The organism is Flavobacterium sp. (genome assembly GCF_046293665.1).
Classification (GTDB): domain Bacteria; phylum Bacteroidota; class Bacteroidia; order Flavobacteriales; family Flavobacteriaceae; genus Flavobacterium.
Map to the genome: position 1 here is coordinate 536,516 of NZ_JBKBOL010000001.1, position 18,595 is coordinate 555,110.

Annotated in this window: 17 protein-coding genes; 7 read left to right on the top strand and 10 right to left on the bottom strand. The window is 36.7% G+C overall.

All coding sequences use genetic code 11. The features are described from left to right. Positions 1-4: 4 nt before the first annotated feature. Entirely contained in the window at positions 5-1,531 is a 1,527-nt protein-coding gene (locus ACK4R1_RS02460) for a GNAT family N-acetyltransferase (RefSeq protein ID WP_409683169.1), read from the bottom strand. A 191-nt stretch (positions 1,532-1,722) separates the two neighbouring features. Between ACK4R1_RS02460 and ACK4R1_RS02465 the strand changes: the two genes are divergently transcribed. From ACK4R1_RS02465 to ACK4R1_RS02475, 3 genes are all read left to right on the top strand, one after another. Beyond that, positions 1,723-2,055 (top strand): single-stranded DNA-binding protein, encoded by a 333-nt coding sequence (locus ACK4R1_RS02465; protein WP_409683172.1) that lies wholly within the window; start codon positions 1,723-1,725, stop codon positions 2,053-2,055. An 82-nt stretch (positions 2,056-2,137) separates the two neighbouring features. Then, positions 2,138-2,578: an HRDC domain-containing protein gene (locus tag ACK4R1_RS02470; RefSeq protein ID WP_409683174.1), complete on the top strand. Its 441-nt coding sequence runs from the start codon at positions 2,138-2,140 to the stop codon at positions 2,576-2,578. Positions 2,579-2,773: 195 nt separating this feature from the next. Then, on the top strand, positions 2,774-3,202 hold the full coding sequence (locus ACK4R1_RS02475; RefSeq protein ID WP_409683177.1) for a hypothetical protein: 429 nt from the start codon (positions 2,774-2,776) through the stop codon (positions 3,200-3,202). Between the two features lie 250 nt (positions 3,203-3,452). On the opposite strand, the gene ACK4R1_RS02480 is transcribed toward ACK4R1_RS02475, so the two are convergent. From ACK4R1_RS02480 to metG, 4 genes are all read right to left on the bottom strand, one after another. Beyond that, on the bottom strand, positions 3,453-3,974 hold the full coding sequence (locus ACK4R1_RS02480; protein WP_409683179.1) for a ferritin: 522 nt from the start codon (positions 3,972-3,974) through the stop codon (positions 3,453-3,455). Positions 3,975-4,004: 30 nt separating this feature from the next. Next, a complete protein-coding gene (locus ACK4R1_RS02485) occupies positions 4,005-4,628 on the bottom strand; it encodes a CatA-like O-acetyltransferase (protein WP_409683182.1) in 624 nt (207 codons plus the stop codon). A 67-nt stretch (positions 4,629-4,695) separates the two neighbouring features. Then, positions 4,696-5,385, bottom strand: a complete 690-nt coding sequence (locus tag ACK4R1_RS02490; protein ID WP_409683185.1) for an HAD family hydrolase — start codon at positions 5,383-5,385, stop codon at positions 4,696-4,698. 79 nt (positions 5,386-5,464) lie between these two features. Continuing rightward, a complete protein-coding gene (gene metG, locus ACK4R1_RS02495) occupies positions 5,465-7,534 on the bottom strand; it encodes a methionine--tRNA ligase (RefSeq protein WP_409684051.1) in 2,070 nt (689 codons plus the stop codon). Positions 7,535-7,688: 154 nt separating this feature from the next. Between metG and ACK4R1_RS02500 the strand changes: the two genes are divergently transcribed. The 3 genes from ACK4R1_RS02500 to ACK4R1_RS02510 all read left to right on the top strand — a co-directional run bounded on the left by ACK4R1_RS02500 (position 7,689) and on the right by ACK4R1_RS02510 (position 11,356). Further along, on the top strand, positions 7,689-8,585 hold the full coding sequence (locus tag ACK4R1_RS02500; protein ID WP_409683188.1) for an LD-carboxypeptidase: 897 nt from the start codon (positions 7,689-7,691) through the stop codon (positions 8,583-8,585). Between the two features lie 113 nt (positions 8,586-8,698). After that, positions 8,699-9,058, top strand: coding sequence for a YraN family protein (locus ACK4R1_RS02505; RefSeq protein ID WP_409683191.1), 360 nt, complete (start codon positions 8,699-8,701; stop codon positions 9,056-9,058). 129 nt (positions 9,059-9,187) lie between these two features. Next, positions 9,188-11,356 carry a M12 family metallo-peptidase gene (locus ACK4R1_RS02510; protein ID WP_409683193.1) on the top strand — a complete coding sequence of 723 codons (2,169 nt, stop codon included), beginning with the start codon at positions 9,188-9,190 and terminating at the stop codon, positions 11,354-11,356. 155 nt (positions 11,357-11,511) lie between these two features. Here the strand turns inward: ACK4R1_RS02510 and mfd are convergent, their stop codons facing one another. Both mfd and ACK4R1_RS02520 read right to left on the bottom strand, forming a co-directional pair. Beyond that, on the bottom strand, positions 11,512-14,874 hold the full coding sequence (mfd, locus tag ACK4R1_RS02515; protein WP_409683196.1) for a transcription-repair coupling factor: 3,363 nt from the start codon (positions 14,872-14,874) through the stop codon (positions 11,512-11,514). A gap of 3 nt (positions 14,875-14,877) precedes the next feature. Continuing rightward, positions 14,878-15,477 (bottom strand): hypothetical protein, encoded by a 600-nt coding sequence (locus ACK4R1_RS02520; protein WP_409683199.1) that lies wholly within the window; start codon positions 15,475-15,477, stop codon positions 14,878-14,880. Between the two features lie 186 nt (positions 15,478-15,663). Here ACK4R1_RS02520 and ACK4R1_RS02525 point away from each other — a divergent pair, with 186 nt between their 5' ends. Continuing rightward, positions 15,664-16,602 (top strand): L-threonine 3-dehydrogenase, encoded by a 939-nt coding sequence (locus tag ACK4R1_RS02525; protein WP_409683202.1) that lies wholly within the window; start codon positions 15,664-15,666, stop codon positions 16,600-16,602. A gap of 64 nt (positions 16,603-16,666) precedes the next feature. Here the strand turns inward: ACK4R1_RS02525 and ACK4R1_RS02530 are convergent, their stop codons facing one another. The 3 genes from ACK4R1_RS02530 to ACK4R1_RS02540 form a co-directional block, all read right to left on the bottom strand. Then, positions 16,667-17,248 (bottom strand): hypothetical protein, encoded by a 582-nt coding sequence (locus ACK4R1_RS02530; RefSeq protein WP_409683206.1) that lies wholly within the window; start codon positions 17,246-17,248, stop codon positions 16,667-16,669. An 18-nt stretch (positions 17,249-17,266) separates the two neighbouring features. Continuing rightward, positions 17,267-17,695 carry a hypothetical protein gene (locus tag ACK4R1_RS02535; protein WP_409683208.1) on the bottom strand — a complete coding sequence of 143 codons (429 nt, stop codon included), beginning with the start codon at positions 17,693-17,695 and terminating at the stop codon, positions 17,267-17,269. Positions 17,696-18,061: 366 nt separating this feature from the next. Next, positions 18,062-18,556 carry a nuclear transport factor 2 family protein gene (locus ACK4R1_RS02540; RefSeq protein WP_409683211.1) on the bottom strand — a complete coding sequence of 165 codons (495 nt, stop codon included), beginning with the start codon at positions 18,554-18,556 and terminating at the stop codon, positions 18,062-18,064. Positions 18,557-18,595 lie beyond the last annotated feature (39 nt).

The window sequence follows — 18,595 nt, forward strand, 5'->3', positions numbered from 1 at the left end:
AACATTATTTCAATTTTTTAATCTGGTACAAATCGTGTCTTCTGTCTTTTAAGATTCTGACACTTCCGTGTTCGTGTAGTTTTTTCAGTAAATCTAAATCGACATCTACAATTAAGGTCATTTCGGTATTTGGTGTTGCTTCCGCTTTTATTCCATTGCTAGGAAACGCAAAATCAGAAGGTGTGAAGACTGCGGTTTGTGCATATTGGATGTCCATGTTGTTTACTTTGGGTAAATTTCCAACACAACCGGCAATGGCTACATAACATTCGTTTTCAATGGCTCTGGCTTGTGCGCATAGTTTTACGCGGGTATAGCCATTTTGTGTGTCGGTAAGGAATGGAACAAATAAAATCTCCATGCCTTGGTCTGACATTAATCGGGATAATTCAGGAAACTCGACATCGTAACAAATCATGATGCCAATTTTTCCACAATCGGTGTCAAAGGTTTTGATTTCTGAGCCGCCTTTCATTCCCCAATACTGCACTTCATTTGGCGTGATGTGAATTTTGGTGTACATTTCATAAGTTCCGTCTCTTTTGCATAAAAAGCCAACGTTGTATAGAACGCCATCTTCCAAATAAGGCATACTTCCGGTGATGATGTTGATGTTGTAGGAAATGGCGAATTCTTGAAATCTTTTGCGAATCGGTTCACTGTAATTGGCTATTTCTCTAATAGCATCTGCTTCGGATAAATGATTGAAATCGGCCATCAAAGGCGCGATGAAAAGTTCGGGGAAAAGCGCAAAGTCACTTCCGTAGCCCGAAACAACGTCAATAAAAAACTCCGATTGTTCAAAAAGGGCTTCCAAATTAGCTAAAGGGCGCATTTGCCATTGTACTAAACCGATGCGAATTACGCTTTTTCGGGTGTTGATTAGTTTTGGGCTTTTGTCATAATAGATATTGTTCCATTCGAGTAAAACTGCAAATTCTTTGGAGCTTTTGTCTCCGGCGAGATAATTTCGCATGATTTTGATTACGTGGAAATCATTACTCAACTGAAAGGAAAGTACGGGGTCATAAATTTCTTTTTGGCGTACTTTATCGATGTAAATTTTTGGGGAAATTTCTTCAGAATATTTAGTATAATTCGGAATTCTACCGGCAAAAACAATGGCTTTTAGGTTCAATTGTTCGCACAATTCTTTTCGGGTGTCATATAAACGTCGTCCTAGGCGTAAACCTCTGTATTTAGGATGAATGAAAACATCGATTCCATATAATACATCGCCTAAAGGATCATGGGTAGAGAAAGTATAATTTCCTGTAATGTCGGAGTAGTTGTGGTTTCTGTTTGCAGTATCTTCATTTACAATAAGTGAAAGTGCAGAACCTACCACTTTGCCATCTACTAAAATCACTAGCTGTCCTTCGGGAAAAATGGTCAAAAGTTTTTCAATATGATGTTCTTTCCAATAAGCGTTTTCTAGTTCGCTGTAGGCTTCCATCATTGATTTTTTTAATTCTTTGTAATCTTCGATGCGTAAATTCCGTAGCTCAACTTTGTTTATTTCCGTTTGCATAAATTCCTAATTTTTATAAAGGTAGGCAAAATTATTTCCGTTTACAAACGGTTACAAATAATTACAACCGAAAGTAAACGGTAAGAAACCGACTATTTTTTCTAAACCGTCACAACTTTGCCTCGTTGATTTGAAACAACAGTCAACAGGAAAAAATAATTTTAACATTAACATTTAAATTTTTAAACGCCATGAATGCAATTAGAAACAGAGTTCAGTTGATCGGTCACGTAGGACAAGAGCCGGAAGTAAAAACCTTTGACGGAGGAAAAAAAGTAGCCAACATTACTATCGCTACCAATGATTATTACACTAATGATAAAGGTGAAAAAGTAGAAAACACCGAATGGCACCGAGTAACCGCTTGGGGTAAAACGGCTGAGATTATTGAAAAGTATGTGACTAAAGGCAAAGAAATTGCCATTGACGGAAAACTAACCCACAGAAGTTATGATGATAAAGACGGAACCAAACGTTATATAACCGAAGTGGTTGCAAATGACATTTTGTTGTTAGGTAAATAAAATGCGTTCCTAAGAATTCCTCATTTTGTAAATCAGAATGGGGAATTTTATTAGGTAGTAGTTTCAACAAAAATTAACAAAGATGAACATTAAAGTGTTTAATATTCGTTTAGCAAAAGAGTTTTGTCAAGAAGACCAAACTAAGATGAACGCCTTTTTGGATAGTGTTGAAGTAAAGTTAACTTCAACAAATTTTGTAACGACCGGAAAAGTAGATTATTGGTCGGCTGTAGTTTTCTATTCTCCAAAGGTCTTGGGGAAAAGCAAATCGGAAAATAAAACTACTGAAGATGAATTGTCACATGAACAAACTAAGATTTTCAATGCTTTGAGAGTATGGAGAAATGATTTAGCTCAAAAGCTTGATTGGTCTTCTTTTCGAATTTGCCATAACTCGCATTTAATTGCAGTTGCTCAATCCAATCCGAGAACTTTAGAAGAATTAGAACGGGTTTCAGGATTTGGCAAAGCCAGAACAGAAAAATACGGAGATGCTATTTTAGCAGTATTGAACGCGTTATAAAAGTAACTTTAATATGATTGGAAAGACAAGTAAAACCTGGGTCTTTTTATTTTATATTTCGTAAAAAATTAACTCAAAATAGAGAAAGTTGTCAACACGAAAACGTTTTCGGTGATGATTTTAAAATAAGACTATAACAATCAATAGATAATTTAATTACATTTATTTTGGTTAATCTGTCAAACCAAACCCAAAATGAATAAATTAAAGTTAATATTGATTTTACTAACAGCTGTATTTACAGTCAATTTTGGTTGGGCACAAGTTGGAATTAACACTACAACACCATTAAGTACTTTAGATATTAATGGCAATTTATCGGTTAAAACAATTACACTTGTGGGAAGTGGTGTGGCAACGGATATTAGTGATGGTGTTTATATTTCTATTAATCCACAAGCAACGGATCAGGAGTTCAGATTGCCAAGTGCTGTTACTTATCCAGGCAGAGTTTACATTATTAGGAATATTAATAATACCGTGACTGCAATGTTGACCTCTTCCGCCGGTATGTTGTTTCCAAAAGGATCTACCACCGGAAGCACACAAATCTATATGTATGAAAATAGTAAAAGAAGCGTAATTGTAATCAGCGATGGTTCCAATTGGACTTACTTTGACTAAATAAAAAAGCCCTCAATGTTGAAGGCTTTTTATTTTATTCAGTTTTTTAAGTAAATCAAACATCGGACACCTTTTGCATCTTTTATCCTCTGATTTCTTATATTTTTCACAACAGTCAGACTTGCAATTTTCAGCAATTTTGTGTGTTTTAAGGAGTAGTTTTTTATGCTTTTTTTCCTTGTCTTTGGACTTATTTTTCTCTTTCTTGCTCACCTTACATCATTTAATCATAAGTACGTTTTAAAACAATTTAAGGTTTTGCATCTAAAGAAACAGAACTGGTTACCACCAATTGTTGAATGTCACGGTCAAATAAATACAAACCACCGCGATCTTCTCCAATCAAGTTGATTTTGTCTAAAATAGTTTTAGCTTGTGCTTCTTCTTCTATTTGTTCAGCCACATACCATTGCAAGAAATTGTGGGTAGCATAATCTTTTTCACCCAAAGTAATATGAACCAATTCGTTGATAGAGTTAGAAACAAACAATTCGTGTTGGTACAATTCTTCAAACATTTCTTTAAATGTTCCAAATTTTGTTTTTGGTGCTTTTAATTCGGTGATGTTGGCATGCGAACCTCTTTCGTTTACATATTTAACCAACTTCAACATGTGTTGGCGTTCTTCATCAGATTGGGCATACATAAATTGGGCAACACCTTCTAGTCCTTGAACTTCAGCCCAACAAGCCATTGATAAATAAATTTGTGATGATTCCGCTTCAATGCGAATCTGATTGTTAAGTGCCTTTTCGATATTGGTTTGTAACATGATATTTCTTTTTTTGGTAAAGTTAGAAAATTATTCGTTTAACAACTCTTGCAGTAAAGTTAAAAATTGACCAACATGATAGCCGTCTGCCAAACCATGATGAACGTGAACAGAAATCGCCATGGTTTTTTTACCGTATGCTGAAACCATTTTGCCAAATGAAATTTTCGGACAGCTATCGGGCCAAGTAAAACTTCTTGCATGTGAATAAGAAGTAAAGTCAATCCAAGGTAAAGCTGAAAAGTGAATCAAATTTATTTCGAAGTCTCGAGTGATTAATCCGGTTGTGTTTTGAACTCGTTCAATTTCTTTTTTGGTGATTTCGGCAAATACATTTAAGTTTTCGTCATATTCCATTAAGGAAAAACCAAAAGTTTTGTCTTCTCTCAAAATCGTAGCCGAAGCATCAATTCGGTCAAAAATATATACTTCATTATCAATAATTCGGTAACGAAAATTTTCCAAAGCATTGACGGCGATTAATGTTTTGTGCAAATAATAAGTAAAAAAAGAGACGCCTAATTCTTTGGCTTTTGCATAAGCTTTGGTACAATCAATTCTGGTTGTAACGCCAAAAAATGGTTCTTCCATTTGCTTGAAAAACAAGAAATGTTCCTTTCGGTTCCAAGTCTCGAGATTTAATTTGTGCTTCATGGCTGAAGGTTATCAATCCTAAAGATCGACAGTTTTAAATATAATAATCTGCGAATCTGCGGTGATTTTATTTCAATAAAATAGGCAAAACTTCAGTAATTTTTTCGAAAGTAGAAAAGTTAGGATGTTCTACTTTATGGCTGATTTTTTCATGTTCCCAAGTCGTATGAAACGGAATATGAACCGCATAACCGCCGATATTCAATACCGGTAAAACATCTGATTTCAAAGAATTGCCAATCATAAAAAACTCCTCAGCTTTGATTTCCAAACGCTTTAACAAATCTTCATAATCTTTTTCTTTTTTATCCGACATCACTTCGATATGGTGAAAATAATGTCCTAATCCGGAATTGTGTAATTTTCTTCTTTGGTCTAATAAATCGCCTTTTGTTGCGACAACTAATTTGTATTTACCGTTCAAAGCCGCCAAAGTTTCTTCAACACCATCCAATAATTCGATAGGTTTTTGAAGCAATTCTTTGCCGTATTCCGTAATCTTTTCAATGGTTTCGATGGAAATGGTGTTGTTTGAAATTTTCATCGCGGCTTCAATCATCGAAAGGATATAGCCTTTAATGCCGTAACCGTATAATTCCAAATTGGCAATTTCGGTTTTAAACAATTCTTGTGACAAACCTTGATGCGACAAATAATCGCTCATCAAAGCACAGAATTTTTCTTCTGTTTCTTGAAAATACGGTTCGTTGACAAACAAAGTGTCGTCAGCATCGAAGGCAATTACTTTTAGGTTCATATAATTTTATTTTACCGCAGATTCGCAAATTAAATTTTACAATCAAAAATGAAATTTGCGAATTAGCGGTTTTATTTTTCTAACTAATCAAAGCGCCATTGTCCACACCATCACCATCAGGATTGACAAAAACCAGTTTGCCTTCAGCGTTATTGGTCATCAAAATCATGCCCTGGCTTTCCACACCGCGCAAAGCTCTTGGTGCCAAATTCACTAAAACCGTTACACGTTTTCCAACGACTTCTTCCGGTGAAAAATGTTCTGCAATTCCGGAAACTATGGTACGAACGTCAATTCCGGTATCAACTTTTAAAACTAAAAGTTTATTGGCTTTCGGCATTTTTTCCGCTTCTAAAATCGTTCCCACGCGCAAATCCAATTTGGCAAAATCTTCAAAGGTTGACGTTGGTTTTTGTGGTTCGGTAACTTGGTTTTCCATAACATTCGCTTTTTTGGTGGCTTCGAGTTTGTCTATTTGTTTTTGGATTTCGGCGTCTTCAATTTGGGCAAAAAGTATTTCGGCTTCGCCAATTTGGTGACCGGCCTGAATTAATTCTGAAGTTTCTGCAACCGAATTCCAACTCAAGTTTTCCAATTTTAAAATTCTTGATAATTTACTTGACGTAAATGGTAAAAAAGGTTCTGCTAAAACTTGTAAAGCAGCTGCAATTTGTAACGCCACATACATTTGGGTTTGCACGCGTTCCGGATTGGTTTTCACCATTTTCCAAGGTTCTTCGTCGGCTAAATATTTATTTCCCAATCGCGCAACATTCATCAATTCGCCTTGCGCTTCTCTGAAACGGTAACGCTCAATGGAACTCGAAATTACCGCAGGATACGCTTTTAATTCGGCTAAAGTTTGTTCGTCAACTTCACTAAATTCATTTGGTGATGGAACTATGCCGTTGTAATATTTATTGGTTAAAACCACTACACGATTGATAAAATTCCCAAAAATAGCCGCCAATTCATTGTTATTTCTTGCTTGAAAATCTTTCCAAGTGAAGTCGTTGTCTTTGGTTTCAGGTGCGTTTGCCGTTAAAGCGTAACGCAATACGTCTTGCTTTTCCGGGAAATCGATTAAATATTCATGCAACCAAACCGCCCAGTTTTTTGAAGTCGATAATTTATTGCCTTCCAAATTCAGGAATTCATTCGCCGGAACATTATCCGGTAAAATGAAACTGCCTTCCGCTTTTAACATCGCCGGGAAAATGATGCAATGGAAAACGATATTGTCTTTCCCGATGAAATGAACGAGTTTAGTGTCGTCTTTTTTCCAATAATCTTCCCAATTTTTGCCTTCGCGAGCCGCCCATTCTTTGGTCGCAGAAATATAGCCAATTGGAGCGTCAAACCAAACGTATAATTTTTTGCCTTCCGCGCCTTCAACCGGAACATCGATTCCCCAATCCAAATCACGCGTTACGGCACGAGGTTTTAAACCGTCGTCTAACCATGATTTTACCTGACCCAATACGTTGGTTTTCCAGTCGTTTTTATGTCCAACTAATATCCATTCTTTTAAGAAATCATCATAACGATCTAAAGGCAAAAACCAGTGTTTGGTTGATTTTAAAATCGGCGTTTCTCCGGTGATGGTTGACTTTGGATTGATTAAATCAGTCGCATTTAAAGTCGAGCCACAACGCTCGCATTGGTCGCCGTAAGCTTCAGGGTTTTCACATTTTGGACAAGTTCCGGTTACGAAACGGTCGGCTAAAAACTGATCTGCTTTGGCATCGTATAATTGCTCGGTTACTTCTTCGATGAAGTCGCCGTTGTCGTATAATTTTCTAAAAAATTCAGAAGCAGTATCATGGTGAATTTTAGCCGATGTTCTCGAATAATTATCAAAAGAAATTCCGAAATCAATAAAAGACTTTCTGATGATACCATCGTATTTGTCAATTACCTGTTGCGGTGTAATACCTTCTTTTTTGGCTTTCATCGAAATGGCCACACCGTGCTCGTCGCTTCCGCAAATGAAAGCCACGTCTTTTCCTTGTAATCTTAAATAGCGCGCATAAATGTCTGATGGCACATAAACTCCGGCCAAATGACCGATGTGAATTGGTCCGTTAGTATAAGGCAAAGCCGCGGTAATAGTATATCTTTTTGGATTTTCTAACATATTCTTTGAAATAGACTGCAAAAATAACTTTTTAGCTACGAAATCTCGAATTAATTTTCGGATTTGTTTACTTTTGGTACAGCCAATTTACAATCATTTTTGATTCATGCGAATCCTTTTAATCTTAGTTTCACTATTTACATTTTCTTCTTATTCCCAAAAAAAGATGATTACACCACCATATCTTCAAAAAGGCGACACGATTGCCATCGTTTCCACCGCTAGAAAAAATATTGATGATAATTTAAAACCGACGATTGACCTACTTGAAGGTTGGGGTTTGAAAGTTAAAATCGGCAACACCATTGGTTTAGATTATTACCAATTGGCCGGAACAACCGAACAACGAACCGCTGATTTTCAAGAACAAATGGATAATCCGAATATCAAAGCGATTTGGTGCGTTCGTGGTGGATATGGAACGGTAAAAATCATTGACCAATTAGATTTTACGAAGTTCAAACAAAACCCAAAATGGATTATTGGTTTTAGCGATGTAACCGTTTTGCACAGTCATTTAAACCGAATGGGCATCGAATCTTTACATGCGATTATGCCGGTGAGTGTGGCAAGAGCCACAGATGACGCGAAAAATTCACTTTGCACCGCATTATTCGGCGAGAAACTACAATACACTTTAGATTGTGATGCTTTGAATCATTTGGGCAAAGCCAAAGGCGAATTGGTTGGCGGAAACCTATCTATTTTATATAGTTTGTTAGGTTCTGAATCTGCGATTGAATGTAATGATAAAATTCTTTTTATAGAAGATTTAGACGAATATCTATACCACATCGACCGCATGATGATGAATTTAAAACGAAACGGCTGTTTGAGTAGTTTGAAAGGAATCATTGTTGGTGGCATGACCGACATGAAAGACAACGACATCCCATGGGGAAGAAATGCTTTGGAAATTATTGAAGACACGGTAAAAGGATTAAATATCCCTATCATTTATAACTTTCCGGCCGGACATATCAGAGATAATAGAGCGTTGATTTTTGGCAGACAAATTTCGATGGAAGTTACGGCTGAGACCAGTAAAGTAGTTTTTGAATGATCTTAAACATTAAGAAGTTAAGAAAATTAAGGGTTTCATTAAGACTTAATTTTTCTTAATGTAAAAACTTAACTTCTTAATGGTTAGTCGCAATACAGGAAGGTAGAATCAATATGGCTGAACACAACGAACTGGGCAAATTTGGTGAAGAATTAGCAGTAGATTTTCTGCAACAGAAAGGCTATTCCATTTTGGAAACCAATTGGACTTTTCAAAAAGCCGAGATTGACATTATTGCTCAAAAAGAAAATACGCTGGCGATTGTTGAGGTAAAAACGCGTTCCACAACCGACTTTGGGTTGCCACAAGATTTTGTTAAACCCAAGAAAATCCAATTGTTAGTCAAAGCCGTAAATGAATATGTGACGTCAAATGATTTGGATGTTGAAGTTCGGTTTGATATTATCGCCATTTTTAAAGAAAACAGCCAATACAAAATAGAACACATTGAAGATGCTTTTTATCATTTTTAGATTACATTAATTTATTTTTGGTTATTTATTTGATGAGTGAATATCAATAAACAAATACTAAAATTTATAATAAAAAATAGTTTTGAATTGAATTTCAATAACTTTACAAAAAACTATACCCAATAAGCTATGAAAAATGTTTTACTCTTTGCTGCTTTTTTGCTTTCTATTTCAACGATGGCACAAAATAAAGTAGCGGAAAAAGTAACCAATTTGCAAAAATCAAACGCTGATTTTAAAGCAATTTCGGTTTTGTTGCCAACTCAAAATACCATCAATCCGGAAGTGAATAAAGTGGTTGATGATGCTACGTTAGTAACTTTAAATTTGACCAAAGTCAATGAAGTGGTAAGCAATAGATATGGTGCTATCGAACTAGAAATTCCATATCAAAACCAAATCATTTCAGTTTTGTTATACCAATCCAATCCATTCGTTGAAGGGTTTCATGTAGACACTGATAAGGGTAAAAACATTCCCTATGAAAAAGGAGTTCATTACCGCGGAATTATAAAAGGAAATGCGAATTCTGTTTCGGCTTTTAATTTTTTTAACGGAGAGTTTAACGGAATCATCTCGAGTTCCGAATTTGGGAATTTAGTTGTTGGGAAATTAGACAAACCCAATAACCAAACCGATTATATTGTTTACTCCGATGCTAAAATGAAGGTTTTGAATCAATTTGCCTGTGGTGCTAAAGAGGAAGAATTGACTGAAATTGCTAACAATGAGGCCAATAGAGATGTTAATACTGAGAAATGTGTTGCCTTTTATTATGAAGTTGATAATAATTTGTACTTAAGTAACGGTAGTAATGTTACTACTACCACCAATTGGATGACTTCTGTTTCCAATAACGTTCAAACCTTATTTGAATTTGATGGAATTTCTACCGGACTAAAATCTATTTTTATTTGGACTCAGTTAGATCCTTATAACGGAATCGGAAATTCCTCGAGTACATATTTAACTGCATTTCGCGACACAAGAACAATCTTTGATGGAGATGTTGGACATTTAGTAGGTATTGATGCAGGATCGTTAGGAGGTGTTGCTTATTTGAATACTTTGTGTACACAAAATAATTATGCTTATTCTGATGTGAATTTTGCTTATTCAACGGTTCCTACTTATTCTTGGACGGTTCAAGTAATTACCCATGAGTTTGGACATTCACTTGGATCACCTCACACGCACCGATGTTCATGGAATGGCAACAATACTGCGATTGACGGTTGTGGACAACAAGCAGGATATACAGAAGGAACTTGTCCTCAAGGGCCAATTCCGGTACCTGAAGAAAAAGGAACTATCATGAGTTATTGTCACTTAATTTCAGGAGTTGGGATTAGTTTTAACAACGGATTCGGACCACAACCGGCCGAATTATTAGTCAATAATATAGACAGTAAATCGTGTTTGAGTGTAGATTGTATCAATACTTGTATCAACACCGTTACAGCTATAACAGTAACCAATGTTACGACTGATTCAGCTTTCATTACTTGGACAGATATCGGGTCTAATACAACATGGCAAATTTCCGTTACCCCTGCAACAGCAACAGCGGTTTGGAATACAGTACAAACCAATAGTTACAGTGTTTCCGGTTTAAATGTTAATACTTATTACAGAATCAGAGTCAGACCATTGTGTACGGATGTTACTCCGGCAAGCAGAGATCAAATATTTGCTACCCATGCAACAGATTATTGTAATAATACTTTGTTTACAGATTCAGGAGGCGTTTCATCAAATTATACAAACAATGAGTCTTGGACCAGAACCATGGTTCCGTCTAATTCGGGATTGAAATTAAGGGTTACTTTCAATAGTTTTAATGTAGAAAATAACTGGGACTTTTTGTATATCTACAATGGACCAGATGACACCTATCCCGATTTAACATTAGGCGGTTTAACGGGTACTGCACTTCCAAATCCATTTAATTCGACAGCAGCTGATGGTTCATTGACCTTTAAATTTTATGCTGACCAAGGTGTAGTAGCTTCGGGTTGGAATGCTACCATTACTTGTACCGGAACTCTGGGAGAAGTAGAAGCAGATTTTATCGATTACAGCTATTATCCTAATCCAACCAACGGAAAAGTAACTATAAATTCAAAAGATCCAATCTCGGAAGTATTGGTTTACAATGTCCAAGGCCAATTGTTATTCAATCAAAAAATGAATGAAATGACTACGAATGTAGATATGTCATCGTTTGCCAACGGAACGTATTTCTTCAAGTTGAAAATCAATGGAGTTGAAGCCAATTTCAAAATTTTGAAAATGTAGTTTTAGATTGAACCATATAAAGTCATCTAAGTTTTATATAAGAAGAAGGCGTTCAGATTAGTGAACGCCTTTTTTACTTCTATTTCCTTTTATGGCTTAAATGGTTCAAAACCTATTTTCTTATTTTCTGTAGTGTTTTGAATTAAACGGAATAATTATTTTTTCATCAATTCCATAAACTCTAAAGCTCGGGAAATTGATTTTACGTTTTCAAAAGTGAGCAACAATCGCAAACCGTTTTTGGTTTCTTTCTCTTTCATTTTACAAATATTACCATGTTGCTGTACAAACTGTAACATGTGTCGGAATTGCTTCGAATTGTAATAAGCCGATTGTTGGTCGGAGACAAAATAACCAATCAGTTTGCCTTGTTTCATGACGATTCTTTCGATACCTACATGCGTGGCAATCCATTTGATGCGGATGCTGTTTAACAATGCTTTGGCTTCTTTGGGCAACGGTCCAAAACGGTCAATCAGTTTATTTTCGTAGGCAATTAATCCTTCTTCATTTTTAATAGTGCCCAATTCATTATACAAATTCAATCGCTCCGAAATGTTGTTGATGTATTCGTCAGGGAAGAGTAATTCAAAGTCGGTGTCAATTTGTAAATCTTTTACATATTCCTTGTTTTCGTCTTCGTTTTCTTCGCTGTATAATTCTTTGAATTCGTTTTCTTTTAACTCTTCAATGGCTTCGTTCATGATTTTTTGGTAGGTTTCAAAACCAATTTCGTTGATAAAACCACTTTGTTCTCCACCCAATAAATCTCCGGCACCGCGAATCTCTAAATCCTTCATCGCAATGTTAAAACCACTTCCTAATTCGCTGAATTGTTCCAACGCCTGGATCCTTTTTCGTGCATCTTCGGTCATGGCCGAATACGGCGGACAAATAAAATAACAAAACGCTTTTTTATTGCTTCGTCCTACGCGACCACGCATTTGGTGCAAATCAGACAAGCCGAAATTATTCGCATTATTGATGAAAATCGTATTGGCATTCGGGACATCCAAACCACTTTCGATAATAGTTGTGGCAACCAAAACATCAAAATCACCATTCATAAAGCCAAGCATCAATTCTTCTAACTTCGTGCCTTCCATTTGACCGTGACCAATGCCAACGCGTGCATCGGGAACTAGTCGCTGAATCATACCGGCAATTTCTTTGATATTCTCGATTCGGTTGTTGATAAAAAACACTTGACCATTTCTTTGAATTTCATACGAAATCGCATCGCGTATCAACTCTTCATTAAACCCAACCACTTGCGATTCGATAGGATAACGATTCGGCGGTGGCGTTGTAATTACGGATAAATCTCGAGCGGCCATCAACGAAAATTGTAGCGTTCTCGGAATCGGAGTTGCTGTCAAAGTCAAGGTATCGACATTCGCAGCGATAGTTTTGAGTTTGTCTTTTACGTTAACGCCAAACTTTTGTTCTTCGTCTACAATCAACAATCCTAAATCTTTAAACTGTACATTTTTGTTGACCAATTGGTGTGTACCAATGATGATATCTAATTTGCCGGAAGCCAATTCTTCTAAAGTTTGGGCTTTTTGCTTAGCAGTTCGGAATCGATTTAAATAACCGACTTTCACCGGCATGTCTTTCAAACGCTCTGAGAAAGTACGGTAATGTTGGTAGGCTAAAATGGTTGTTGGTACCAAAACAGCCACTTGCTTACTATTGTCCACTGCTTTGAAAGCGGCACGAATGGCAACTTCCGTTTTCCCAAAACCTACATCGCCACAAACCAATCGGTCCATCGGACGGTCTTTTTCCATATCGGCTTTAACGTCTTGCGTGGCCGTAATTTGGTCGGGCGTATCTTCGTAAATAAACGAGCTTTCTAATTCTTTTTGCAAATAACTATCGGGTGCAAATTGGAAGCCTTTTTCCAATCTTCGCTTGGCGTATAATTGAATTAAGTTAAAGGCAATGTGTTTGACACGGGCTTTGGTTTTTTGTTTTAAAACTTTCCAGGCGTTGGAACCGAGTTTGTAAATCTTCGGTGGTGTTCCGTCTTTACCGTTGTATTTCGAGATTTTATGCAGCGAATGGATGCTGACGTAAACAATATCATTATCGGCATAAACCAGTTTGATGGCTTCTTGCGTTTTGCCTTCGACTTGTATTTTTTGCAGTCCGCCAAATTTCCCAATACCATGATCAATATGCGTTACATAATCGCCAACAGAAAGCGAATTCAGTTCTTTTAAAGTCAGCGTTTGCTTTTTAGAATAACCGTTTTTAATACTGAATTTGTGGTAGCGCTCAAAAATTTGATGGTCGGTATAACAGGCAATTTGGTTTTCTTCATCGATGAAACCTTGGTACAAAGACGAAACTATCGTATGGTATTGCTTGCGGATATTCTCATGATTTTCTTCATCTAAACTTTCAAAAATATCATGAAAACGATTCGCCTGACCTTCATTGGCACAGTACAAATAATTAGTATAACCGTTAAAATGATTATCGCTCAAATTGTTCAATAACAAATCAAATTGCTTGTTAAACGAAGGTTGAGGTTGTATGTGAAATTCAAAAGTTTTAGCCGTTTTGAACAACGGTTTGTTCGATAATTCTATGATGGAAAAATCTAAGGCTTTGCGCAAAAATCCTTCTTGGTTTAAGAATAAATGTTCGGGCGAAGCGTGTTTGACGTCTTTAGACAATTTGTCAAAAGTTTCGATGGCTTTACCGAAAAGTTTGTCGAGTTGCGAAGTCAGAAACTCGGTGTTTTCAATGCATAACACGGTTTTATCGCTGATGTAATCGAGGAAACTTTCGCGGTTTTCCTTGATGAATTTGTTTTCAAGATTTGGGATGATGGTAATCTTGGTTTGCTTTTCTACCGACAATTGGGTGGCCACATCAAAGGTTCGGATACTATCAACTTCATTGCCAAAAAACTCAATACGATATGGATTGTCATTGGAAAAAGAAAACACATCCAGAATTCCGCCACGAACAGAAAACTCGCCCGGTTCAGTGATAAAATCTACTCTTTTGAATTCGTATTCGAATAACACTTCGTTGATAAAATCGATGGAAACATTGTCACCAACCGCAACTTTTAAAGTGTTTTTGTCGAGTTCTTTTCGGGTAACTACTTTTTCAAAAAGCGCTTCGGGATAAGTGACAATTACGGCCGGTTTTTTACGGGAATTGATTCGGTTTAAGACTTCGGAACGCAATAATACATTGGCATTATCAGTTTCTTCTATTTGGTACGGACGACGATACGAACTTGGGTAAAACAGTACATCATTGGCACCAATCATTTGTTCCAAATCGTTTAAGTAATAAGCCGCTTCTTCTTTTTCGTTTAGAATTAATAAGAAAGGTTTCTCACTTTTCTTAAAAACAGCTTGAAATACAAACGACAACGACGAGCCCAAAAGTCCTTTTAACTGCACTTTAGCCAAAGGAGTTTCTAAACAGTCCGCTATTTGTTTGACCTTAGCTGAATGAAAATAACTTTTATATAAAGAGTTTTGGCTCAAATCTTATTGACGTGGTTTTAAATTTGGATCGGGCGTTGAAGGAATCGCTCTGCTCGTGTCTAACATGCGCAACATATCATTTTCACCATCTTCGATTTTGATGTTACTCTTGCGGGTAATTTCATCGAGCTGGAACTGTAATGAAGCGACTTCGATATTAATTTCTTGTACCAATTTCACAATTTTAGTGTCCGGAATCTGTTGTAGATTGATGAAAAGATTGATAGAGTTAATTTTGGTATTGATGGTGGCAATTCTGCTTTTAATTTCGGGAACAGAAAACATTGGCGGAATATTGTTATTTAAATCAGCTGCTTTTTTGGAAAGTGCTTTGGCTTTAGCTTTAAAAGCGCCAATACTGCTTTTGGGTTTTTGTCCCAATTCATTTAAAAACACACGCCATTCGTTCCAATTTGTGGTTAGCGACCGAGCGGTTTCATTAGCAAGTTGGGTGTTGAAATTCCAACCTTTGTTAATGTTGTTGAAAATGACTTCTTGTTTCTTGGCTTCTTTTTCTTGTTCCCATAGGCGGATTTTTGGGTCTTCTTGACAAGAGACCAAGCAAAGCAACATCAATAACAGGCCTGAAAAATAAATTTTCATCAAAAATGTTTTAAGTGGCAAAGGTACAAAGGTAAAAGGAAAGTTCAGTATGAAGTAGTTAAAGGCATTGTAATTTTTTGGAAAAGATTTTGTCCGATTAAAAGTTACGAAAACGTTATCTTTGCCGGACAAAACACCCGAGTCGCAGACGAACTGTATGTAGCGTAGCGGAATAAAACACACTAAATGAGTACTAAAATCCTAATTATTGGTGCTTGCGGACAAATTGGAACCGAGCTGACCAAAAAACTAAGAAACATTTACGGCGTTGACAATGTTATCGCTTCCGACATTCGAAAATTGAATATTGATATTGTCAACGAAGGCATCTTTGAAGTTGTGAATGCTTTAGATTACAATCAGATTGAACATTTAATCGAACAATACCAAATCACCGATGTCTATTTGATGGCCGCTTTGCTTTCGGCGACGGCTGAAAAAAATCCGGCTTTTGCTTGGGATTTGAATATGAATTCGCTCTTCCACGTTTTAAATTTGGCGAAAGCCAAAAAAATCCAAAAGATATTTTGGCCCTCAAGTATAGCGGTTTTCGGGCCTACAACACCAAGAATAAACACGCCACAATATACCATTATGGAGCCGACAACCGTTTACGGAATCAGCAAACAAACCGGTGAAAGATGGTGTGAATATTACCATAACATTTACGGTGTTGATGTGCGAAGTATTCGTTATCCGGGTTTAATCAGTTGGTCAACCGAACCTGGTGGCGGTACTACGGATTATGCCGTTGATATTTACCACAAAGCTTTGAAAGAAGGTAAATATGAATGCTTCCTTTCAGAAGATACCGCGTTGCCTATGATGTATATGGATGACGCGATTCGGGCGACGGTAGAAATTATGCAAGCCCCGAGTGAAAGCATTAAGATTCGCTCTTCGTATAATTTAGCCGGAGTGAGTTTTACGCCAAAAGAAATCGCAGCGGAAATCAAAAACCATATTCCTGATTTTACCATTTCGTATCAACCTGATTTCCGTCAGAAGATTGCTGACAGTTGGCCGGCTTCTATTGATGATACTGCAGCGCAAAAAGATTGGCATTGGAAGCATAAATTCGACTTGGCTTCGATGACAGTCGAGATGTTAGAGAATCTTAAGTAAGCATTCCCGATAAAGCAAAACGCTACCCAAAAGGTAGCGTTTTATACAATAATAAAGTGAGTTATTATTGCACTATTGGATCTCTTAAAGATTCCAATACTGCAACGATGTCGGTATACAATTGTGTATTAGATGCTACACCGTTTTGATTGGCTGCTGCTCCAACATAGCCAACAAATTTTGTGTAATTAGCATTGGTTGAAGTGGTGCCCATTCTTGGGTTCAAAGCCGGGTTGTGCGCCGTTACCATATCCAAACCTGAATAGGTATTTACCGCATTGGTTCCTCCGGTGTTGAATGAGAAGAAGTCGGTAAGGTTGTCCACCAAAATGGCTAAGTTGGTAGTGTTACCTGCGCCAACTTCAGTTAAAACAGGAGCAAAGTGTGCGCCTAAATTGCCTGAAGCTCCGGCTTGCACATCGGCAACAATTAAACCTACTGTGGTGTTGACTACTTTACGGTAACTTAAACGACCTTGTTCAATCATTTGTCCCGGATTGTCAGGATCGGCAACCATCGTTGTTCCTCCTAATCTCTCGTAGATGGAAGGTGTTGCCGGTGGAGATGAATCATCGTCACTGCAAGAAGTGAATACTATCGCTCCGAAGACTAAAGCACTTAGTGCTAATTTTGAAAACTTTTTCATAATGATATAATTTGAAGATTAATTAAAAATTCCTTGAATAAACTTACTGAACTTGTACTTATAGCTGTCCTTTTCCATCACCGGACAAACTTGTTTGGCGGCTAAACTCGGCGGAAGGATAAAACGTTCGGCTTTGTAATTGCCTTTAGACATTAATTCATCATAGACTTTTTTGGAGTCGGCAATGGAGTTGTCGTGAAAATAAACTACCACATTTCTTTTAACGATAATGTCGCTTTTAACACCTTTGATACTGTGAAGCTTTTCTTTAATGGCAACAGTACTCAGGGAATCAAAAGGTTGGTCAAAATCAATGCGACTGATTTGAATCGTGGCATTTTCTACTGGTCTGGCATTGGCAATATGATAAACCAAGATGCCGAAAAGCAACACTACTACTCCGAGTAGACTTAATGCTATTCTCTTTACGGTTTTGTTAATTTTCATATTCTATTTGTTTTTTGTTTCCCTCATGTACGAGGGGATTTAGATTTTGGTTTTACTAAATCAAAAAAAATCAAAAAAGCGCTACTTAAACCAGCAGCGCTTTTCTCAAAACAAAAACAAAACTAACCTGATATTTAGTGTAGGGTGTTGTTGTCTTTTTAGCTTGAATACTACAAGCTGTTTTTTAATACGGGAGCAAACAGGGCTATGTAATAAGCCAATAAAATCAGTGTAAACAGCACTATAAAAACTATAGTGCCGAACAAAGCATTGATTTTTTTGTTGATGTCCATAGTCATATAATTTGGGGTTCTTATTCTCATTTACGAGAAAAGAAAGACTATGGATTTGAAGAAGTTAGAAAAATTATTTTTTTTCTTTTAGTGTAGTAATGAGTTTGTCTTCAATAGGAGCTTTTACCTTTAAGACCTCTTCTATGTTGTCATTAGGGATGGTCATGGAAAGGACATAATGTTTAATTTTCCACTGGCCGTTAATCAAAACCATTACGCCTGAGCCACGACAGATTTTCATTTGGGTATTCAATAACTCGTCAAACCAAGCAGTTTTTTTATCGTCACTAAAGTAAATATTGCGTTCTAAAGCGGTGAAGTTCCAGGCTTTTCCTTTGTCGAAATAAGGTTTGGCAAACGCTTTAAAATCGGTTTTGTTCCAATTCTCGGTAGCGTCTGTGCCAATGAAGATAGATTCTTCGGCCATGGCATCAAAATAGTTGTTGAAATTGGCTTCAGCGGCGGCTTTGTGCCAGGCATCTAAAACGGTATTAATTTGCTCTTTCTCTTGCGCTTTTGCCAAAGAAAGACTGAAAGTGAAGACCAGAAGCAGTAGTATATTTTTCATTATCTTGTTTTTTAGACAGTTGTAATCAAAAGTAAATAT